The sequence below is a fragment of the Streptomyces sp. NPDC048420 genome (genome assembly GCF_040651535.1).
GTDB lineage: Bacteria > Actinomycetota > Actinomycetes > Streptomycetales > Streptomycetaceae > Streptomyces.
In genome coordinates, this window is the sequence record NZ_JBEZKG010000015.1 from 1 (window position 1) to 19,453 (window position 19,453).

Sequence of the window (19,453 nt, forward strand, 5' to 3'; positions counted from 1 at the left end):
ACGGCCTCACCCTTCCCGACCACGCAACCGCCCCCGCAGAGACCGCCACCGCCACCGTCTACCAGCGCATCGTGACCACGTTCAACGAGCACCCCAGGACGGTGTTCCGCGTCCGCGATCTGCACGAGCACCTCGGCCTGCCCACCGACGAGCCCTCGACCAACGTCACCCTCTCCCGCCTGGGACGACTCGTCCGCCAGGGACTCCTCGAACAACCCGGACGCGGCCGCTACCAGAAACGGACTTAACGTCCACTAAGCACAGCAGGTCAACAACATTCTCATGCCGCAACTACACGGAAGATCGACACCCGTCGCCGGGTTGGCAGAAATAGACGAGCGGGGCGGGCGGTCACCCCGGACAGGTGGCCGCCCGCGTGGTGTCACAAGCTGAGGTAGAAGCGCACGGTCGTGCCTTCGTCGCTGGTGTGCACACGCACCAGGTCGGCCAGGTAGTGGACCAACATCAGGCCACGGCCGCCCAACTGGCCGTGCTCCGGCGGGCGGCGGCCGGCCAGCGGGTCGGCCAGTCGGCCCGCATCGCGGACCTCGCACACCAACTGCCCCTGCTCGGCCCAGACCGCGAGTGTCCCGCGGCCTCCGCCGTGGACCACGCTGTTGGTCGTCAGCTCCGCGACCGCCAGTTCCACATCCATCAGTCGCTCCCCCGCCATCCCCAGCCGCATCGCCTCGGCGAGAGCGAACTGGCGGACCGCCGGAAGGTCCTCACCACCGTAGGAGAAGGCCTCGGCGTCCGGCGCAGGCACAAGCGCCTGGTTGTACCGATCAACGACCGCCTGCCAGTCGTAGACGCCGCTGACCCGCTCACGGCCCTCCCCGCTGATGAGGGTCGGGTGGGTGACCCGTGCATCAGCGATCACCTGCGGATCCAGCCGCACCTCGTCGTAGGGGCACAGGATCGTCACCGCCCGGCCCTCGAACGCGGCGTTGATCAACGCCTCGTGCTGCGCGCACGCCGGGTACTCCACCGCGCTGCGCTCGGCCCAGATCGGCTCACCGATGATCCGCACACGCCCCTCCGGATGGGCATCGGCGAATCCACGCAGCACCTTGGGGATGATCCGCCCCGGATTGCGGCCGGCCTCGGTCATGTCCAGGAACAAGATGCCTTCGCCGTCCCCGCCCAGAGCTCCCTTGATCAGCTCCAGGTTGGGGCCGGGCACCGCCACGGCCATCGGCTCGCCGTTGGTCAGGCCCTCGCGCAGGAAGGCCACCGTCTGCTGCGTGTACTCCTGCTCGGTGCGGTAGAAAAGGGCAGGGTGCACGAACGCCTCGTGGGTGGTCACCGTGCTCATCACAGAGCCACCTCGATCCGGTCCAGGTCAGGCCAGAACATCTCCAAAACCCGCGGCAGCTGCGGCGGGGGCTTCTCCACCACAACCCTCCCGTCGGGCAGGTTCATGGCGGTGACCGCCAGAGCGGTTACCCCCGCTACATCGATGAACGCCACATCCGACAGCTCCACGTACGAGACGCCCGCGTGCCGCCGGGCCAGCTCGGACAGAGCCTGTTCCCAAGACGGACGAGTGACGACGCTGATCTCACCGCGGGCTCGTATCCCGGAACGACCGGGCAACAGGCTCACCTCCAACGCGGCCCTCCCGGGCTTCGCCGGGGCGGGCCCGCCCACCGCATGTGGGGCATCCACGCTCGGACTCCTTCCCATCAAGCCGACTGCCGACCGTCCCGGCACGGGCAGAGGAAAAGCTTCTCCCGACGGGGCAGTGTATCCAGGCGGCAGACAGTGGCAGCGGCGTTCACGCCGACCGCAGCGCGCTGTTGACGTGACCGACTGAAGCCACGAAAGGCGGTCTACTGCCCTCCAGCAGAGCGCCCTTCGCCTGCTGCTGACAGGCGTGCCCGTTGTGCGCCTCCACCATGTATTCGATCACCGGCATGTATTCGATCACCGGACGGATCGCAGCCATGACGGCGGGGAGGCACACCTGGCTCCATGGAGGGAGGCGGTGTGTGTCGCCTCAAATGCCCTGGAGGATGCCACCTGGATGCTGATCCCGTGGCGGCGGCGTTCCTGCATGCTCTGTCGGGTGCCAACGAGGTGACAGTTCCTCCGCATGCCTGGCTGTCGGGGCTGGGAGCCCTGTCATCGGAGGCTTCGAGGCCGGTCCCCGGCCAGGAGGACCGCGACATCAACCGGGCAGAGGCCCAGGAGCGCGTACGGCAGCTCGTTCCCAAGATCCGCGAGCTCGAGGACCCTCTCGCCCAGGCATTGCCACGCTGCCCGCACTGCGTACGTCGTCCAAAGAGACAGGCGGAACGCCACATGAGGCTCAGGCGGCACCCCGCACCGCGAAGAAACACCCGAAAGAGCCTGGCGCCGTCGGGCTGTCGCACGTGAGGGTGGAGCAAAGAGGCGACGGAGACGACAGCGTACGGCCGGGTCGGCGCCGCCACCTGTCGAGCGGGGATGCACGGCCTCACCGAAGGCCGACGCCGACGTACACCGCACCGGGGTGCCCGAGGTAGACCCCCGCCACCTGGCCGCCCCAGCAGATCCGCACCCGAGACGCCGCTCCGCGATCACGCGCCGGGGCGGGCTCCCTGGACATGGAAGTTGAAGTCGCCATGGCCGAGCGTGCCGTACAGGCGCAGCCAGATCGGCAGGAGCATCTCGGTGCCGCGAGCGGTGGTGATGTCGCCCAGGTCGATGACGCTCGATTCGGGCCAGCCGAAGGAGGCCAGGAGCGCGGTGACGGCCTTCTTGGCCCCGGTGTCGTCGCCGCTGACGAACACGGTGTGCTGCCCCGCGACCCTGGCCGGCTCCACCATGACGAAGCAGTTCATGGTGTTGAGGGTCTTGACGACCTTGGCGTCGGGAAAAGCCCGCTGGATGCGTTCGCCGAGACTGTCGGTGTTGACCGGGTCCAGCGTCGGCGGCATCCCGGCGGAGAAGTCGAGCGGGTTGGCGACATCGATGAGGATCTTGCCGCTCAGGTTGGCCGCGCCCGCCGCGTCGAGCGCATCGAGGCTCTGCATGCCGGCGGTGGTGTTGACGACCGTCTCAGCGAAGGCCGCCGCCCCCTTGAAGGTCTCCAGACGTACCTGGCCGTGATCCGCGTGCCACTGGGCGAACGGCGGATTCCCCATGCCGTCGGCTTCGGTACGTGCAAGAGTGGCCCCCGGATCGCGGGTGCCGATGACGACATCATGACCGAGGGAGGCGAGCTTGCCGGCTATCGTCCGGCCGACGATGCCGGTACCGAGGACTGCGTAACGCATGCGAGAGGGTCCTTCCGGGACTCGGGCGATCGGCCGGAGGCCGCGCCCACGACAAATCCGAACCAGGTCGTTCGCAACCGCATGATGACGGTAGCTGTCGAGACGTCGGCCTGTTCGCATCTATCGTGGAAAATCACATCATGATGGCTCGTGTCGAGGCAGGCTGCACATGAGGAAACCGCAGATCGACCACGCGGCGGTCTTCCGGGCCCTGCCCGGCATGGTGGCGCTCCTGACGCCCGAATTGGTGTACGTCGACGTCAACGACGACTTCGTACGCCTCACCGGTCGGGCCCGCGAGCAGCTGCTGGGCCGCTACATCTTCGACGTCTTCCCCGAGAACCCCCATGACTCGGCCGCGGCCGGCATGCGGGAGACACGGGAATCGATGCTGCGCGCGGTGGCCACCGGCGAGCGCGACACCATGGCGGTGCTCCGCTACGACATCGAGGACGCCGAGCGGCCAGGCCACTGGGAGGAACACTTCTGGAGCCCGGTCAACGCCCCCGTCCTCGGCGCCGACGGCAAGGTGACGCTGCTCGTGCACCGGGTGGAGGAGGTCACCGAACTCATCCGTGCCCGCGGCGGACCCGGCGGCGACAGCCGGGCACGCGTACTGGAGGCCGAGCTGTACACCCGGGCCCGCGAACTCCAGGAGGTGAACGAGCGCCTGCGCACGGCCCACGCCCGCGAACGCGAGGTCGCCCTGGCTCTGCAGGAGGCCCTGCTGCCGGCCCCCAGACCCCTGGGCCACCATCAGGCGGCCGTCCGCTATCGGCCCGCGGTCGGCGCCCTGAACGTGTGCGGTGACTGGTACGACCTCGTCGACCTGCCGGGCGAGCGCCTCGCCGTCGCCGTCGGTGACGTCGTGGGCCACGGTCTCGCGGCCGCCTGTGTCATGGGCCAGCTGCGCAGCGCGCTGAGCGCCGCCACGCGTGTCGCCGACGGCCCTGCCCGGGCTCTGGAAGCCCTCGGACTGTACGCCCGCTCCGTCGACGGCGCCGAGTCGACCACGGCGGCGACGACCTTCATCGACTGGGACAGCCACACCCTCACCTACAGCAGCGCGGGTCACCTCCCGCCCGCCCTGCTGCACCCCGACGGCACGGTGTCCTTCCTCGACCAGGCCACCGACCCGCCGCTCGGCGCCAGCCCCGAACACGCCAGCCGTCCGGAGGCCACCTCGCCCTTCGACGAGGGCGCCACGCTGGTCCTCTACACCGACGGTCTGATCGAGCGCCGCACCGAGGACATCGACACCGGCCTGGCCCGTCTCACCGACGCGCTCACCCGCCACCGCCACGCCCAGCCCGAGGACCTGGCCGACGCACTGCTGACGGAGCTGCTCCCGCCCACCGGCAACGCCGACGACACCGCTCTTGTCGTCATCCGCCTGTGAGCGGAGCCGAGGGACGGGTCAGCGTCGAAGTTCGACACCGAGGTCGAGAGCTGCCCAGCCTCCTACCGCACGGCCAGCGCCACGAAGCCCACGGTCGCCAGGTCCGGCACCAGTCACGCGCGCCCCGGGCATCTCTGCCGTGTGGTCTCGTGGTGACCTGTACTCAAGGTCGCGGGATTCCGGACTGGCGTGCGCGGGCCGCCAGGTCCTCGAACAGGCCTGGACGGCCCTCGCCCACTCCCCGCAGGACAGGCCGGTGCCTGTGGCAACGGTGAACCTCACCTCTTCGGCGTAGTGACCCGGCCCCCTGCCGTCCATACGCTCCCTCTGGCAGCCGTCCGGCTTCTCCGAGAGGGGAGATCCCCTGTGCTTCTTGGACGCGTTCACCTGTTGATCTGGGCAGTTCTGGTCGCGCTCGCCATGGCCCTCCTGCCCGGGACCGCGACCGCCGCCGTCGGCGGCACGGACCGAGGAGGCGGCGCCCGGGTCGTGGCGCAGGAGAGGGTGGGTCCCCGTCTGGTGGACCTGACCGTCTCGTCACCCGCTCTGGGCCGCACCGCGAAAGTACGGCTGCTGACTCCGCACGGCTGGAACGAGCGCCGGAAGGACCAGCGCTGGCCGGTCCTGTTTCTGCTGCACGGGTGCTGCGACACGTACGACAGCTGGACTCGCGAGACCGACATCGAGGAGCTTCCCCAGCTCCGGAACGTCCTGGTCGTCATGCCTGAAGGCGGCCCGGCCGGCTGGTACAGCGACTGGTGGAACCACGGCAAGGGCGGGCCGCCGGCCTGGGAGACCTTCCACCTGGGCGAACTGCGCCCGTTGCTGGAGCACGGTTACGGCGCCGGGAACCGGCGGGCGATCGCCGGACTGTCCATGGGCGGCCTCGGCGCCCTGCTCTACGCGGCGCACCGTCCCGGCATGTTCCGGGCGGCGGCGAGCTACAGCGGCGTGGTGCACCCGCTCTACGGCGACTTCCCGTCCGGGCTCATGGAGCATCTTCGCGAGTTCGGCGAGGACCCACTCGGCCTGTGGGGCGACCCCGTGGCCCAGCGGGCGATCTGGGAGGCCCATGACCCGTACTACCTCGTGAAACGGCTGCGCACGCTCCCCGTCTTCCTGTCGAGCGGCGACGGCACGGCCGGTCCCTTCGATCCGCCCGGCAGCTACGACGACCTGGAGGCGCTCCTCAACGAGATGAACCACGCCGTGGCCGACCGTCTGAAGGCCGCAGGAGCCCGCCTCACCACCGACTTCTACGGACCCGGCACGCATGACTGGCCTTACTGGGAGCGGGAGTTGCACCGGTCTCTGCCACTGCTGCTGCACACCCTGAAGTAACTCGCTCCGTCGCGAGGCCGGGCACTTACCGGCTCCGCTCGCTGCGGGAACGCCGGCTGGCGTGTACCGACGGTGCAGGTCAGGCGGGCACGCTGGATGACGTGTCCATGCGGGTCCGTCGAGGGCGAGGCGGTCGGGGTCCACGTAGTCGAACAGGCGGATGCCCAGGTGCCGAGCAGCACAGGCGCAAGAGCGATCGAGAACTCGTCGATCAGATCGCTGTCCAGGTACTCCTGATTCGCGAGTTTGCTGGGGAGTTGGCGTTTGCGGCCCTTGAACGTCGCTGGACGCGGTCATATGGCTAGGGCGGCGTTCAACGGGCTCTGGCACAGATCTTGGGGAGCAGTTGCGGAGGGTCACTGAAGCAGGACCAGCTTGAGGAGTAGTTCCGCCGATGCCTGCTCTGCAGGCATCAATTCCCGAAAGTCGCCTCAAGCGCATTGCGCAAGTCGCCGTAGGTATGCGCGAGTTGTCGGAGCGTCGCTGCCGCTGCTTCCGTCTCACCCGCAACAAGGTCGTATTGCACGCTTCCCAGCAGCCGGGCTTGGAAGCCGGCGACCTCAGCGGCATTACGCGCACCCACCTGGCCCAGCCACAGTGATGCATCGGTGAGGCGACGAGTGCCGACCCGGACGGCGAAGCCAGCCAGATGGCGATGAGTACGGTCATCCAAGCCAGCCAGTATCTGGGCAGCGAGACGTTCCACTGCGGCCCCTTGGCCCAGGGCACAGGGTGGGGTCTGGCATTCGTCTTGTCGGCCACCAGCAAGCCATCGTTGCGCTGCCGGGAGCGAATTCCGTAGCGCGGCAAGGACATCGACCTGACGCACGCGCCGGAAATTGCTGCGCATGGCGAAGGGGCCCGCACACTCCACCAGCCGGCTGTTCCACGCAGCAGCAAAGGCGCCGATGGGCAACGTGGCGAAAGGAAAGCCGTCGGGATCGTGGAAAAGGACCTGCTCATCGTCAACGGCGAGTACCACGACCCAGTGGTCACTGCCGTTGGGCTCCCCCGCAGACCATGGCTGGTGCAGGAGCAACCCGATATCGACAGGGCCAGCCAGCACTGGTTCCGACTTGCTGGCTTGACGCAGGCGGTCGATGGCCTCCGTCGCCCCGCCGCCGCTGGTGCGCTGACATGTCCAGCCGAGCAGGTCGATGGCTTGGTCCAGCCCGAGGTCGGGATCCCACCCGAGCGGATCGAAGTGGGGCAGTCCGCTCTCGGCCAACTGGGCGCCGAACGGAGATCCGGACAATACCTCGATTGCCGAAGTCGCAGGCGCGTAGGTCCCCAGGACCATCGCCAGCGAGTTGGAATAGCAGTAGGGGGACGAACCCCTGAATGCAGGTGTCATGCGCGGACCCTTGCATTTTCAATTTTCCGTGGCAAGACAGTGCCTCCGCGGAGGCGGTCGTCCCGGAGTGGCGTCAAAAGCTCGATATGACAGAGTTCTTGGAGGAGCGGTCATGCACGGTCACTGGCGCAGGATCAGCTTGCGGAGCAGTTCGAATCCGGCCCGTCCGTACAGCTGCCTCTTGATCTTTTTCGCGCGTGTCACGGCGCCCTCGACGCTCCCCGAGCTCCAGTGCACGCGGTCAGTCCGGCAGTCACGGCTTCGAGATCGCTGGTTAACCCGCGGGCGAAGCCGTTAATCCCGGGCAACTGACTGGTGGACGCGGTGTTGATCCAGTCTGGGAGGTCGGCAGATGTCCGCTGAGTGAGCATCCGGGAGAAGCCCCGGACCAGTTGGTGGGTGCGCTCGAGCTCCGGGCAGGCATCGAGGACGGATTTGAGCTGCTGGTGCTCATCCTCGGTGAGGGTGTCGGGGTGGCGGGTGATCCAGCCGACGACGGTGCGGACGGAGGGGGCAGCGGCGGCGGGGACGGGTGCGGCAGGCCACTGCAGGCGGTTGCATGCCCAGTCGCGCAGGCTGGAGCAGGGCACGAGATGGCCGCGGTCCGCAAGTTCGTCTCGTAATCGCCAGATGGTGATCCGGCCGTCAGTCTCGTTGATGCGTCGCTGCAGGTAGGGCTGGTGAATGTCTAGGCGGCTGGTGCGGGTGCGGCGGCCGGTGACCATGTCTAGCCAGCGGGTGGCGCGTGCGTACCGCTGCACGGTGTGCCGCCCCCAGCCCAGATGCCGAGCGATCGCACGCAGCCCCATTCCTTCGCTCAACAGGCCGTGGACCACGGCGTGATGGGCGCGCATGCGCTCGGCCCGGCGGCCTGCCGGGAGAGGCGCCGGCGTTGACTCGGCATGCGCGTCGCGGTTGTTGGAGGCGGCGGCTGAGTCCGGCTTCTTGGGCACGGCACGCAGGCAGTCGCGGTGCGCGGCGACACATTTCTCGACGGCTTGTCCGAGGTTCTGCAGCAGGTGATACCTGTCGGCCACCTGGAGGGCGCCCGGGGCGCCGAGCGCGATGCCCTCTGCGTAGGCCCCGGCGCGATCACGGCAGGCTACTGCGATCCCCGGGTGGGCCTTGAGCCAGGCGGTCAGCGGTGCGGCTTCACGTCCGGGCAGGACGTCGATGGGGCGGTGGCGTTCGGCGTCCGTGATCAGGGTGGAGTACGAGTGCCACTTGCGTGTGGCGAAGTCGTCCACACCGAGCACTCGCGGCGTGCTGAACTGCGCATCGGGCAGGGCCACTACCCGACGCAGCAGCGTCATCCTCCCCGCGCCGAGGCCGAGTTGAGCAGCCAGGCGGGCACCGGCCCGGCCGGCCAGCGCGAGCCCGATGCGCTCCAGCGCCTGGTTGAGGCGGGTGGTGAAACGCGCGTACGGATTGGTCAGCTGCATGAACGGTTCGGCGAACGTGCGTCGACGACACCGCTGTGTGCCACAGACGAAGCACCGGACCTTCAGCAAGATGACGACGCCCTGCCCGCCCAGCGGGAGGTCCTTCAGCTTGCGCAGGTAGGAGGCGTGCACGCGAGACGAGCACGCGCCGCAGTCCGGGCAGACGGCATCAGCCGAGCAGCCTCTCGCCACGACCTCGACCGTGCCGAAGGCGGCGCTCATGGCCTCGACGACCACGCCGCCGATCCCGGCGAACACCAGCGACTCCCAGTGTGATGTGTGCGTGTGCATGTCCCGTATCGTCACCGGCCCGAGCCGACGAACTCGCCGCTCCGAGGCCGACCTGATGGAGCGTCACCTCTCTCGTCGGACGGGATGACGTACGCGGTCTCACACGAAAACAACCCGCCGCAATCGAACACGATGGTGACGCTCCGCGACCGCTCCCCAAGATCTGTGCCAGAGCCCAAATGGCGCCGCCCTAGCCACGGTCATACCCCCTTGCGACGGCTCAGGCCCCTTTGGGCATAGCTGGCGGTGCGCGGAATCCTCTGAGTTGACGTGCGGCGAGTCAGCTCGTCACCAAGATCAGCGACGAAGCGGAAGCGGTCCGCCTGCGTCGCGTCCCGCAAGCAGATCTGGAAGACCGCCGCCAAGGTCACGGCGCTCAGCGGTGGCAGCCCCGCGGATGGTCCGCACAGACAGAACGGATGGTCCGCACAGACAGAACCGGATCGACAGGCGCCACCAGCTCGGCGACGGCGATGCCCACGAGGTGTGCGGGTGCGTCGCCGTCTTCTCGGCGCACTGCTTCCACAAGCCCGGCCTCCTGAGGTGGAAGCGTGGGTCGCCGCCCACCTCACCACGATCCTCCACGGCCAAGCTGCGCGCGCCGCAACCAAGATCACGACCCAGTTCGATCAGACAGCGCTGCACGGAACCCGGCGCGAGGGAGCCGGCGCCCGCGTCCGCTACCTCAACGGCCGCCTCGCCTCCTCCGCTACGACACCGTCCTCGCTGTGGGCCGGCCCATCGCCACCGGCCCGATCGCAGGCGCCTGCCGCCACTTGACGGGTCGCACCGGTTCAGTGCTGCCGCTTGCCGTGGTAGCGCTCGGCCAGGCGGGCGAGGGCGACGGCGGCGAGGAGGAGGCCGAAGTCGCGTAGGGCGATGTCGTAGTAGTCAGGGATGGTCAGGAGGTTGACGATGATGCCGGCCAGCCAGCCGGCCACCAGCCAGGCGCCGAAGCGGGGTGCGAGGGCGACGGCGACACCAGCCACGATTTCGATCGCCCCGACGGCGTACATGGCGCCCTGGGCGCTGCCGGGAACGAGGTCGTTGACCCAGGGCGCGAGGTAGGCGGGCCAGTCCACGAGCAGGTTGGTGAACTTGTCCAGTCCGAACAGGATCGGCGCCACCGTGAAGGCGGTGCGCAGGATCGCGAACGCCTGATAGCCGGGATCTGCGAGCAGTGCGCGCCGCGGAGCTGCAGCGGAGGTGGGATTCGTAGTTGCGGAGGACATGGTGACTCTTCCTTCTATCGGCAACTCTCATTACTTATAGAAGCGCGGATCCCTTCTTTAGTCAATGGCTGTTGGTTTTACACTGGTGTTCGTGGACGACCCGAAGGAAGTACGCGACGCCGACGTCTCCGCCATCGCCGCTCTGGACGAGCCGACGCGCAGGAGGCTGTACGACCATGTGGCGCGGCAGCCCTGCCCTGTCAGCCGGGACGAAGCAGCCGCCGCGCTCGGCCTGGCCCGCCAGACCGCGGCATTCCACCTGGATCGGCTGGCCGAAGAATCCCTGCTCGACGTGGTCTACGAGCGGCGCACCGGACGGGCAGGTCCGGGTGCGGGTCGGCCCGCCAAGCTGTACCGGCGTTCGGCGAAACAGTTCGCGGTCAGCCTGCCGGACCGGCGCTACGAGCTCGCCGGACGGCTCCTCGCACAGTCCGTGGAGGGGTCTGGCGCCACCGGTGAGCCCGTGCAGGAGGTGCTGCATCGCAAGGCCGAAGAACTCGGCACGGTGTTGGGCGAGCCAGGCGGCGGAAGTGTTTTCGACCTGCTGGAGCGCTACGGGTTCGAGCCGCAGCATGAGGAAGGCGCCATTGTGCTCGGCAACTGCCCTTTCCACGCCCTGGCCCGTGAGTACACGCAGACGGTGTGCGCCATGAACCTGCATCTGCTGCGCGGCGCCCTTCACGGGCTGGGCGAGCGCGGATATACGGCCCGTCTGTCGCCCAACCCGGGTCGGTGCTGTGTCCGGCTGGAACCAGTCGCCTGATCGCGGGCGCCTCTATGCGGCGGTTCAGTTCGATGGCCGGCGCGGTGAGGATGAATGTGACGCCCAAGATCGCCGCCCGGCACGACACCCCAGCTGTCCTGCGGTACTGATCACCGTGCTGATCCGGCCACCGATCGCCGGTGTCGGGCCACCGCGGCCGTCTCAGGACAGGCCCGGCCGACATGGGCAGGCGAGCACCTACGGCGGTACCCGACTGAGCATTTCCTGTGTAAGCCGACAAGCGGCGTCGTCGAGGTGATCGAACCCCGCCAACGGAGCCGACGCGTGATCCGGACTCTCCGGAGCTCGGCGGTCCAGGGATGTCGCCGAGCACGCCAAGTCCAGCAGGCCAGGTTGGCTTTGCTCACTCCGGCCAAGCGCGAGCTGCAGCAACCACCTGCAGCGTGAAACCCAGCGACACGGCTCCGCACAAGTCACTGTCGACCTACGCCATCCACTTGGGGATGAGTCAGGTCCGCTTCGCTTCCGTAGTATCACTGGGACAGTGGTGCACATGACGGCAGTCACTGAACGCGCCTGATCCCCTGTGTGGGATGGGGCCTTGGCACTCCATTCCACACGAACTGTGAAGGAGCACGAGGACCATGTCTGACATTACGGCCGCAAGAAGCGGGGTTACCTCCCAGTATGTGGCGCGGGTGGCCGGCGACCTTGAGGGGAACCTCAAGGAGCAGGAGCGTCTCGGCGCCGAGATCGCCGCTCTGCAGAGCCAGTTGGCGGACCTCGAGAGGGACCGTACGGTGCTGTTGAGCCTTCAGGAAGCCCTCGGCACGGCCTCCGTGTCCGCTGCGCCGGAGGCCGACCAAACCCCCGCCCCGACTGCCGTCGGCGGGCAGGAAACCGCGGCACCGGCCAAGAGCAGCAAGGAGCGGGCCAGGAAATCGGTGCCGACGCCGCGCAAGGCATCAGGCACCAGCAAGAGGGCAAGTGCGAAGACCACCGAACCGAAGCAGCCCTCACTGGTCTCCCTGGCACGCGAGTTCCTGACCAGTCAGGCCGAACCCCGCTCCGCCGCCGAAGTCGCCGAGGCCCTGGCGCAGCAGCACCCCGAACGCGCCATCAAGACAACTGTCGTACGCACCACCCTTGAGGGATTGGTGGCCAAGAACCACGCCCAGCGCAACAAGCAGGGCTCATCGGTGTTCTACACCGCGCCCGACCCGGAAGAGCCTTCCGCCGGCAGCAGCCAGAATGCCGACCCGACGTCCTGACACTCCGGTCGCCAGGACTGACATGCAGCCCTGGCTGCGGCTGGCCGCCCGCTCGGAGGTTGCCGACGCCTCCTACGACCTGCAGACTCGCCGACGCGGGCGTGCCACCAGCAATCCCGCAGGCCCAGTAAACGCTGCTGGCGGCGACTGGTGCCGTTCGTCAACCGTCTTCCACGGCCCGAACCGGTCGGACAGGTCACGCCGCTCCACCCCGGTCCGCCGTCGGCGCAGGATCCCTGCCATCACCTGCCGGTGATCCCTCCGCCCGCCTCAACGCCTGTGCCCGACCGGCCAGAACGGGCGAAGCCGGGAGCGCCAAGGCCGCCTCCCGGTCGACGGCGTATGACACGGAGATCCGGGCATCCGACCTCAGGTGGTGCGCTGTCACCCGCACCTGACAGCATGACCACTCATGAGCGTTGAACCGTCAGATCACTCCTGGTTCCGAAACTTCCACGGTGGCTTCCTGCTTGAGGGGTACACCCTGACGCTGGTGCGTGGACTCTCGCCGCAAACGTTCCTCGACCGCCTCAGCGCAGACCTGCAAGGAGACGTCGCCGGCTTTGATGCGTTCGTGACCCGAGACCGTGACTTCCAGGATGATCAGGCTGACTGGGGTGAATACATGCTCGTCGGAGCCACCCTCGTCCCGGGCAAGGACGCTGACTGGGTCCTGGCCTTGGAGATCAACGGCGGCATCGAGCTCCAGACCGACGCCATATCGCACGCCACTGCCGGCACCAGGGCCGTCTCGCATTTCCGCAGCCCTAACGCCATGAGCCTCTTCTCCTGGTGGGAGGACGGCGAGCTACGCACCCGATTCGAAGGTCCACTCCACCGCGACGGGAGCACCCCTGACGAGCTCGTCGACCTCATGCACCAAGTGGGGTTCGACTTCGAGGACGGCGGCTGCAGTGTCGAGAACTACATCGCACTCGCCGAAGAACTCACAGGAGTCCGGGTGACCCCGGACGTGCTGGAAAACAGCACTTACTCAATCGGCATCGTCGAGATTCCCGCGGAAGAGTGGAAGGGTGTAGTCATCGACATCACCGATGCCCACGGCACGCGCACTCACGTCGAACTCCCCAATCCCACCCACGAGCAGCACTGACGAGCGCTGGACTTTGCAGGTGTTCAGGGAACCGAGTGGACTGGGTGATGTCGAAGGCCTCGCCACCAGCCTCCCGGCGGTACTGGCAAAGAAGTCACGCTCGCATCAGCAGCGATACGAAGTGGACATCTTCTTGATAGAACTGGCCGGTGCCGCTCCGCAGCGGCACGGATGACTCTGCTGCCTGGCGGACTCGCTTCGCCCTGGCCTTTCTCCTGGAGACCACCTTGCCTCTACGGATAGGTGCCACCCGCTCGATATGCCTGCATCTGTCGACCGCGCTCGCGATGGGGACGCTCACCGGCTGCACACTGCAGGAACTCGCCAGGGACTGCCAGGGCACCGACAACCGAGTGAAGCAAGTGGCGGCGCTCGAAATCCTCGACTCCCGCCCCGCCGAGGCCGCCGTCGCCCGCGGCTTCGAAAAGGTCGACGCCGGCTGCTGGGCGGACAGCGGCGACGTCTCGGTGTACGCCAACCGGACATACGCCTTTCACGGCACACGGGCCGAAGTGGCCGCGCACTACCGGACGGCAGCAGCACGCAACGGATGGGCTCCCGACCCCGAAGCCCGGTCCGACGACTTGTACTTCACCAAAGAAGACATGACCCTACGGATCGTCTTTCTCTCCGCCGAGGACCTCGCGGAGGACGGCTACGGAAGCCGCCCCGACCTCACCACCGGGGCCAGCTACTCGATCAACATCGACTCGTTCGTGGACAGTGTCTAAACAGGCTGCTTGACGACGTCTTCACATGATCTCTGACCGTGTCCTACGTGGTGAGGCGGACGAGTCTCTTGTAACGGCACAAGGCTGCGGCGCGTCCGAGAACGCCCAGGTGGAGTCGCTGGGGCTTGAAGTACGGGCTGCGCTGAGGATCGTGGCTCGTTTATGGCGCGGACGTGGGCGATGTCGAGGACGACGGTGGAGATCGTCGAGCCGGTGTATTACGGCTTCACGGAGGAGCCCCAGACACCGGCTTTCGACCAGATCAGGAATCTGCCGTGGGCGGTCGACCTCGATATCCCGAAGCAGGGGGGCAGAGCACGCCAGGCGCAGCAGCTGACCCTGTTCACGCGGCAGGGGACGTTGACCCATGCTGGACGCCTCGGCACTCATGGAGAGTTGAAACCCACACCCCACCAGCTACCGAACCACCCCGCCACTCACGCAGTGCTCGGCGACGCCGGAGCTTCTTGTTCAAGACCGGGCAGGCGTCAGTTCGAGTATCAACTCCGTGGCGTCAGCGAGGAGACGCGTCTCGCTCCGGCTCATGGACGGGTCGGCTGCCCGCCTCCTCCTGGCTTCCGACAGGCATCCGGAGTTGGTGTTCCACAGGGCGACCGCGGGGCCAGGGCGGGTCAGCAAGGAAGCGAGCACCGCGCGGGCCGGCTCCGCCACAGCCGTGGTGCCGACGGCGGCCTGCGCCAGGATCAGGGACGACATGGCCCAGTCCAGTCCGGGTGGCCCTTCCTCGGTGTTGCACCAGTCGATCACCATCGGCCCTTGCGCTGTGAGCATCACGTTGTCCGGATGCAGGTCCAGGTGGAGGATACGGTCGGCGGGATCGGCACAGATCCGGGCCGGGACAGCGTGCAAACGGCGCAGCAGATCGGCGAGCACCGATCCCGCTTCGCCGGCCGTGATCATGCCACGCTGCAGCGCCCCCAGCATGGACGGGCCGTGCAGCCGCTGCATCACCAGATCGGTTCGAGGCAGCTCCGCCGACCCGGCACCCGCCCGGTCCAGGACCCTGAGCACCGGATACCCGCGCTCCGCCAGGTAACCCATTACCGCCGCTTCGGCCCTGGCGTCGCCGCCCTCCCGATACCGCCGAAGAACCCACTGGTCATCGACGGCAAAGACATCCGCGCTGCGGCCGGATCCGAGTAACTCCCCCGCCTGCATTCCCCGACCCTATCCCCCGCGGGACCACACCCTCCCCCACCGTGCCTGCTCTCTTCTCCTCCAGGGGCGGCAGCGGCCGGCCGCCCGCGACTTCCCCGAACGGCCAACCCGACAGACCAGCCCTCTGTGAAACACGACCTGGAGGGCCTCTGAAAAAGCCTGCGCCGCCGCGATCGCCACCGATGCCGGACTCCGCTGGGGACGCCGTTGCTCAGACAGTCTCTGACGATCAGGCGGTGCCGTGCGCCGGGCTGATGTGGTTGTTGGTGAGGTGCTCGAAGACGATCGAGGTGCGCACATCGGCGACCTCCGGTCGTTCGGTGAGGCGGTCGATGATGAAGGCATAAAGACTGGAGTTGTCAGGAACGGCGACGTGAAGGATGAAGTCCTCGGTGCCCGTGGTGACGAAGACGCCGAGAATGTCCGGCAGGCCCATGGCCCAGTTGCGGAAGCTCTCGATCACCGGGCGGGACGGTGGCCGGACGCGCACGGCGATGAGTGCCTGCACGGGGCGCCCGATCGCGGGGAGGTCCACGTCGAGGATCGCGCCACGGATGATCCCTCGTCGGCGCAGGGCCCGCGTACGGTCGAGCGCCGTAGTCGGGGACACCCCGACTGCTGCGGCAACCTCCCGGTTGGTCTTCCGTGCATCCGACTGCAATTCCCGCAAGATCGCCGTATCAAGTTCGTCGATGGCCGTCACAGGAACCATCCCTCCGTCATAAGTACGGACTCGTTGGATTACTTCCGTAGTTGTATCTAGCATCTCGCACATCTTCCGTACGAGATGAGGAGACAGGCCATGAGTGTGGCTACGGTCAACCAGTCCGACGGCGCCGTGGTCGGCTTCTCCCCCAGCGAGGTCGACCTCAGCCTGTCGACCCGCTCGGCTCGCCTGAAATGGGTGATCGTCGTCAACAGCGAGCTACCTCCGGGCCGCGCCGCGAACGCCGCGGTCTGCGCTGCGGCTCCTACCGTCGCTCGGGTTCCCGGCCTGCTCGGGGCCGACGTCTCCGACTCCACGGGGTCCCTCCACCCGGCGCTGCCCTGGGTGGGCTGCTCGGTGCTCGCCGCCGATCCGGCCGCGTTGCGCGCCATCCGCGAGAAAGCGGCCTCGTACGCGGACACCTTCGTCGCCGACATGCCCGTCGTCGCCCAGCACACCCTCGTCTACACCGACTACGCCGCATCCGTGGAGAACACCGACAGCGCGGAGTTGGACTACTGCGCGGTCAGCATCGTCGGCCCCCGCAACCGAGTTTCCAAGATCGTCGGAAAGCTGCCCCTGCTGGGCTGAGCGCTTCGAGAAGGCAAGGACCTCATGAGCCAGGAATCCCTGTCCACCATCAGCGGATATCTGCTGGACCGAATCGCCGCCGCCGGCGTGCGCCATGTCTTCGGCGTGCCCGGCGACTACAATCTCGCACTCCTCGACGAGATCGACGCCCACCCCCTCCTGCGCTGGATCGGCAACGCGAACGAGCTCAACGCGGCCTACATGGCCGACGGTTACGCCCGGCTCAACGGTTTCGCCGCCCTCGTCACCACCTACGGCGTCGGCGAACTGTCCGCGATCAACGGCATCGCCGGATCCTACGCCGAAAGCGTGCCCGTCCTGCATGTCGTCGGCGTCCCTACCCGAGAGATCCAGCGCCGGGGCTTGCCCGTCCATCACAGTCTGCTCGACGGCGACCACCGCCACTTCCTGCGCGCGGCACAGGAGGTCACCTGCGCCGCCGCGACTGTCACCGAGGAGATGGCGGTGCAGGAGATCGACCGGGTCGTCGCCACCGTCCTGCGGGAGAAGAAGCCGGGGTACCTGGCGTTGCCCTCCGACCTGGTCGGCATGCCGCTCCCGGGAACCGTCGACCCTATGCCCGCTACCGGTTCGGTGCGTGGAAGCGCGAGGGACAGGGTGCGTGACTTCACCGAAGCCGCGGACCGGCTCCTGACCGACGACGCCGAGGTCACCGTGCTGGTGGACTCCCTCGCCGCGCGCCACGGGGTCCGGCCGGAGCTCGACGCACTTCTGCGCAAGGGGCCGCTGGCGGTGGCCGTCACCCCCAGCGGCAAGGGGGTTGTCGACGAATCCCTTCCTGGGTTCGTCGGCGTCTACAACGGGGCGATATCCGCGCCGGAGGTCCGGCACAAGGTCGAACGGGTGGACGTGACCATCGGTGTCGGCCTGGTCGAACACGACCTCAACACGGGCGGGTTCACCACCGGCATCGAAGCGTCCCGCCTGATCGGCATCCAGCCCTCGTACGCCACCGTCGGTGCGCAGTTGTTCGAGGGCGTCACCATCCACCAGGCACTCGACGAGCTCGCCCGCCTGGTCCCGGCCGCCCTCGACACAGTCGCACCCGCAACCGACGCCGCCCTGCCCGCCGGCCCCACAGCCGACGCCCCCTCCACTCCGCTCAACCAGGATCTGCTCTGGGACCGGCTCGGCCGCTTCTTCCAACGGGGCGACATCATCGCCGCCGACCAGGGAACGGCGTTCTACGGCCTCCTCGGTCAGCGACTGCCGACCGACGTCGAGGTCGTCGCGCAGCCCGGCTGGTCCTCCATCGGCTACAGCCTGCCCGCCGTGGCGGGCGCTCAGCTCGCGGCATCGCCGGACCGGCGCGCCGTCCTCATCATCGGGGACGGCGCGGCTCAGCTGACGGTGCAGGAGATCGGCACCATCGCCCGCGAGGGCCTCGCCCCGATCATCGTTCTCGTCAACAACGACGGCTACACGGTCGAACGAGCGATCCACGGATGGAACGCGGCCTACAACGACATCAGCCGGTGGGACTGGCAGGCCGTCCCCGGAGCTCTCGGCGCCGACGCCGTCACCGCGCAGGCCCGCACCCTCGGCGAACTCCACGACGCACTCGCCCGGCTCTCGGCGCATACCGATCGCATCCGGTTCCTCGAAGTGATCGTTGGTAAGCACGATCTGCCACAAGTACTCAGCGACACGGCCAGGGCGGTGGCGGAGCGCAACACCCGCTGAGAGGCCACCAACCCAGCGAGATCAGTGAGCAGTGCAGGTGGTCACCGACCCGGCGGGGCAACTGCCGTGGATCTAGACCACGTTGCCTGGCCGCGCCCAACAGCCGGGCGCGCGCCAGAACAGCATCATCTAGCTAGCTCCACGCGGCGAACCGATGGCATGCCTCCGCGAGGCCGAGGTCGATACGGGCGAACGCGACGGGCTGACCGGTGTCCGCGTACAAGTGAACGTGGCCCGACGAGATTTCCGAGAAGCTGGGGTGTGCCACCGTGCGCCGGTGACGCCCCGTCACGGGTAGCGACGTCGGAGCATGGCGATGAGGGACGGCTGTGGGTCGGGGTACAGAGAGCGGACGCTTCTGATCAACCGCCTGTCGGTGACGCTGCACGCATGGTCGTCAGAGCAAGGGCATGAGGACGGTGTCGACGATCGTCGCGATGCCGTCGTCGCCGATCTGCCGGCCGCGGACGAGCCCCAGCGGAACAGGAGTGAGGGCGGCGGGGACGCCTTCGAGTGACCTTCTGAGGGAGTGGCCCTGCGCGGGGGCAGATCGCCGCGCTCCACCGCCTGGGCCAGCACGCCCTCGATGGCCGGGTGCAGGGAGTCGACGTAGTTGCCGGACCAGGCCGTGGCGCGGTTCATCGTCGCAATGAGTTCCTCGCGAAGTCGCCCGGCCCGATAGTGACCGGCACGAGATCGTCGGTGAGACCGACTTGGTCCAGCGCCTCCGCGGCGAGTTCCGCGCGGGACTTCCAGCGCCGGTACACGGTCGCCTTGCCCACCCCGGCTCGTGTCGCGGCCTTGTCCATGGTCAGTGCCGGATATCCGCCCTCGGTGAGCAGCTCCGTGGCCGCGCGAAGGATCTGGGCGTCCCGGGCTGGGTCACGTGGCGGGCCAGAGACGCCCAGGGGGCGCCGTAGTTGCGCACTGGGTTCGGGCATGCGGGCTCTCCCATCGCACTCGGACCACCTTGCGTGGCATCCGACGCCGCGCTTGCCCCGGTGCCGGCAGTCGCGGACGAGGCTCCTCAAGTCCCCGGAATCCTGGTGTCGACGCGGCCCGCGTGCGCCGTTCCTCGGCGAGGAGGTCGGCTGGGCCTCTCGAAGCTCGGCTC

Annotated in this window: 19 protein-coding genes and 2 pseudogenes; 9 read left to right on the plus strand and 12 right to left on the minus strand. The window is 68.0% G+C overall.

Features of this window, described 5'->3' with window-relative positions:
• Positions 1 to 248, plus strand: a 248-nt coding sequence (locus tag AB0D34_RS27655; RefSeq protein ID WP_362665900.1) for a type IV toxin-antitoxin system AbiEi family antitoxin domain-containing protein, incomplete at its 5' end; no start/stop codon positions are given.
• Positions 249 to 382: 134 nt separating this feature from the next.
• Here AB0D34_RS27655 and AB0D34_RS27660 read toward each other — a convergent pair.
• The 4 genes from AB0D34_RS27660 to AB0D34_RS27675 all read right to left on the minus strand — a co-directional run bounded on the left by AB0D34_RS27660 (position 383) and on the right by AB0D34_RS27675 (position 3,260).
• Positions 383 to 1,315 (minus strand): sensor histidine kinase, encoded by a 933-nt coding sequence (locus AB0D34_RS27660; RefSeq protein WP_362665903.1) that lies wholly within the window; start codon positions 1,313 to 1,315, stop codon positions 383 to 385.
• On the minus strand, positions 1,315 to 1,668 hold the full coding sequence (locus AB0D34_RS27665; protein ID WP_362665905.1) for an STAS domain-containing protein: 354 nt from the start codon (positions 1,666 to 1,668) through the stop codon (positions 1,315 to 1,317). Before AB0D34_RS27665 ends, AB0D34_RS27660 begins: the two co-directional genes overlap by 1 nt.
• Positions 1,669 to 1,777: 109 nt before the next feature.
• Positions 1,778 to 1,948, minus strand: coding sequence for a hypothetical protein (locus AB0D34_RS27670; protein ID WP_362665907.1), 171 nt, complete (start codon positions 1,946 to 1,948; stop codon positions 1,778 to 1,780).
• Positions 1,949 to 2,561: 613 nt separating this feature from the next.
• A complete protein-coding gene (locus AB0D34_RS27675) occupies positions 2,562 to 3,260 on the minus strand; it encodes an NAD(P)-binding domain-containing protein (protein WP_362665909.1) in 699 nt (232 codons plus the stop codon).
• 169 nt (positions 3,261 to 3,429) lie between these two features.
• Here AB0D34_RS27675 and AB0D34_RS27680 point away from each other — a divergent pair, with 169 nt between their 5' ends.
• Together AB0D34_RS27680 and AB0D34_RS27685 are read left to right on the plus strand one after the other, a co-directional pair.
• Positions 3,430 to 4,659 carry a SpoIIE family protein phosphatase gene (locus AB0D34_RS27680; protein WP_362665911.1) on the plus strand — a complete coding sequence of 410 codons (1,230 nt, stop codon included), beginning with the start codon at positions 3,430 to 3,432 and terminating at the stop codon, positions 4,657 to 4,659.
• A gap of 420 nt (positions 4,660 to 5,079) precedes the next feature.
• Positions 5,080 to 6,000: an alpha/beta hydrolase family protein gene (locus AB0D34_RS27685; protein ID WP_362666371.1), complete on the plus strand. Its 921-nt coding sequence runs from the start codon at positions 5,080 to 5,082 to the stop codon at positions 5,998 to 6,000.
• Between the two features lie 412 nt (positions 6,001 to 6,412).
• On the opposite strand, the gene AB0D34_RS27690 is transcribed toward AB0D34_RS27685, so the two are convergent.
• From AB0D34_RS27690 to AB0D34_RS27700, 3 genes are all read right to left on the minus strand, one after another.
• Positions 6,413 to 7,354: a hypothetical protein gene (locus AB0D34_RS27690; protein WP_362665913.1), complete on the minus strand. Its 942-nt coding sequence runs from the start codon at positions 7,352 to 7,354 to the stop codon at positions 6,413 to 6,415.
• Between the two features lie 200 nt (positions 7,355 to 7,554).
• Complete coding sequence (locus tag AB0D34_RS27695) at positions 7,555 to 9,087, minus strand: ISL3 family transposase (protein ID WP_362665915.1); 1,533 nt, start codon at positions 9,085 to 9,087, stop codon at positions 7,555 to 7,557.
• Positions 9,088 to 9,881: 794 nt separating this feature from the next.
• A complete protein-coding gene (locus tag AB0D34_RS27700; protein WP_362665918.1) occupies positions 9,882 to 10,319 on the minus strand; it encodes a DoxX family membrane protein in 438 nt (145 codons plus the stop codon).
• A gap of 85 nt (positions 10,320 to 10,404) precedes the next feature.
• On the opposite strand from AB0D34_RS27700, the gene AB0D34_RS27705 reads away from it, so the two are divergent.
• Together AB0D34_RS27705 and AB0D34_RS27710 are read left to right on the plus strand one after the other, a co-directional pair.
• Positions 10,405 to 11,082, plus strand: a complete 678-nt coding sequence (locus tag AB0D34_RS27705; protein ID WP_362666373.1) for a helix-turn-helix domain-containing protein — start codon at positions 10,405 to 10,407, stop codon at positions 11,080 to 11,082.
• A gap of 605 nt (positions 11,083 to 11,687) precedes the next feature.
• On the plus strand, positions 11,688 to 12,314 hold the full coding sequence (locus AB0D34_RS27710; RefSeq protein ID WP_362665920.1) for a hypothetical protein: 627 nt from the start codon (positions 11,688 to 11,690) through the stop codon (positions 12,312 to 12,314).
• Positions 12,315 to 12,467: 153 nt separating this feature from the next.
• Here the strand turns inward: AB0D34_RS27710 and AB0D34_RS27715 are convergent.
• Positions 12,468 to 12,575, minus strand: a pseudogene (locus AB0D34_RS27715) (IS5/IS1182 family transposase); the annotation flags it as partial.
• Positions 12,576 to 12,726: 151 nt separating this feature from the next.
• Here AB0D34_RS27715 and AB0D34_RS27720 point away from each other — a divergent pair.
• Together AB0D34_RS27720 and AB0D34_RS27725 are read left to right on the plus strand one after the other, a co-directional pair.
• Positions 12,727 to 13,428, plus strand: a complete 702-nt coding sequence (locus tag AB0D34_RS27720; RefSeq protein ID WP_362665922.1) for a DUF6461 domain-containing protein — start codon at positions 12,727 to 12,729, stop codon at positions 13,426 to 13,428.
• A gap of 149 nt (positions 13,429 to 13,577) precedes the next feature.
• A complete protein-coding gene (locus AB0D34_RS27725; RefSeq protein ID WP_362665924.1) occupies positions 13,578 to 14,159 on the plus strand; it encodes a hypothetical protein in 582 nt (193 codons plus the stop codon).
• 164 nt (positions 14,160 to 14,323) lie between these two features.
• Here the strand turns inward: AB0D34_RS27725 and AB0D34_RS27730 are convergent.
• The 3 genes and pseudogenes from AB0D34_RS27730 to AB0D34_RS27740 all read right to left on the minus strand — a co-directional run.
• Positions 14,324 to 14,497 (minus strand): annotated as a pseudogene (locus tag AB0D34_RS27730) (IS5/IS1182 family transposase); the annotation flags it as partial.
• A gap of 133 nt (positions 14,498 to 14,630) precedes the next feature.
• A complete protein-coding gene (locus AB0D34_RS27735; RefSeq protein ID WP_362665926.1) occupies positions 14,631 to 15,338 on the minus strand; it encodes an aminoglycoside phosphotransferase family protein in 708 nt (235 codons plus the stop codon).
• Positions 15,339 to 15,567: 229 nt separating this feature from the next.
• The gene (locus tag AB0D34_RS27740) at positions 15,568 to 16,050 is read right to left on the minus strand and encodes an Lrp/AsnC family transcriptional regulator (protein WP_362665928.1); all 483 of its coding nucleotides are present in this window, start codon (positions 16,048 to 16,050) and stop codon (positions 15,568 to 15,570) included.
• A 90-nt stretch (positions 16,051 to 16,140) separates the two neighbouring features.
• Here AB0D34_RS27740 and AB0D34_RS27745 point away from each other — a divergent pair, with 90 nt between their 5' ends.
• Complete coding sequence (locus AB0D34_RS27745) at positions 16,141 to 16,635, plus strand: DUF2000 domain-containing protein (protein ID WP_362665931.1); 495 nt, start codon at positions 16,141 to 16,143, stop codon at positions 16,633 to 16,635.
• Positions 16,636 to 16,659: 24 nt separating this feature from the next.
• Positions 16,660 to 18,339, plus strand: coding sequence for a thiamine pyrophosphate-binding protein (locus tag AB0D34_RS27750; RefSeq protein ID WP_362665933.1), 1,680 nt, complete (start codon positions 16,660 to 16,662; stop codon positions 18,337 to 18,339).
• Between the two features lie 638 nt (positions 18,340 to 18,977).
• Here AB0D34_RS27750 and AB0D34_RS27755 read toward each other — a convergent pair.
• Positions 18,978 to 19,280, minus strand: a complete 303-nt coding sequence (locus AB0D34_RS27755; RefSeq protein ID WP_362665936.1) for a helix-turn-helix domain-containing protein — start codon at positions 19,278 to 19,280, stop codon at positions 18,978 to 18,980.
• Positions 19,281 to 19,453: the final 173 nt, after the last annotated feature.

Bases quoted from the DNA above. Each gene is read 5' to 3' on its own strand.
- AB0D34_RS27660 (WP_362665903.1), bottom strand. From the start codon at position 1,315: ATGAGCACGGTGACCACCCACGAGGCGTTCGTGCACCCTGCCCTTTTC.
- AB0D34_RS27670 (WP_362665907.1), bottom strand. From the start codon at position 1,948: ATGGCTGCGATCCGTCCGGTGATCGAATACATGCCGGTGATCGAATAC.
- AB0D34_RS27675 (WP_362665909.1), bottom strand. From the start codon at position 3,260: ATGCGTTACGCAGTCCTCGGTACCGGCATCGTCGGCCGGACGATAGCC.
- AB0D34_RS27680 (WP_362665911.1), top strand. From the start codon at position 3,430: ATGAGGAAACCGCAGATCGACCACGCGGCGGTCTTCCGGGCCCTGCCC.
- AB0D34_RS27685 (WP_362666371.1), top strand. From the start codon at position 5,080: ATGGCCCTCCTGCCCGGGACCGCGACCGCCGCCGTCGGCGGCACGGAC.
- AB0D34_RS27690 (WP_362665913.1), bottom strand. From the start codon at position 7,354: ATGACACCTGCATTCAGGGGTTCGTCCCCCTACTGCTATTCCAACTCG.
- AB0D34_RS27695 (WP_362665915.1), bottom strand. From the start codon at position 9,087: ATGCACACGCACACATCACACTGGGAGTCGCTGGTGTTCGCCGGGATC.
- AB0D34_RS27700 (WP_362665918.1), bottom strand. From the start codon at position 10,319: ATGTCCTCCGCAACTACGAATCCCACCTCCGCTGCAGCTCCGCGGCGC.
- AB0D34_RS27710 (WP_362665920.1), top strand. From the start codon at position 11,688: ATGTCTGACATTACGGCCGCAAGAAGCGGGGTTACCTCCCAGTATGTG.
- AB0D34_RS27720 (WP_362665922.1), top strand. From the start codon at position 12,727: ATGAGCGTTGAACCGTCAGATCACTCCTGGTTCCGAAACTTCCACGGT.
- AB0D34_RS27735 (WP_362665926.1), bottom strand. From the start codon at position 15,338: ATGCAGGCGGGGGAGTTACTCGGATCCGGCCGCAGCGCGGATGTCTTT.
- AB0D34_RS27740 (WP_362665928.1), bottom strand. From the start codon at position 16,050: ATGGTTCCTGTGACGGCCATCGACGAACTTGATACGGCGATCTTGCGG.
- AB0D34_RS27745 (WP_362665931.1), top strand. From the start codon at position 16,141: ATGAGTGTGGCTACGGTCAACCAGTCCGACGGCGCCGTGGTCGGCTTC.
- AB0D34_RS27750 (WP_362665933.1), top strand. From the start codon at position 16,660: ATGAGCCAGGAATCCCTGTCCACCATCAGCGGATATCTGCTGGACCGA.
- AB0D34_RS27755 (WP_362665936.1), bottom strand. From the start codon at position 19,280: ATGCCCGAACCCAGTGCGCAACTACGGCGCCCCCTGGGCGTCTCTGGC.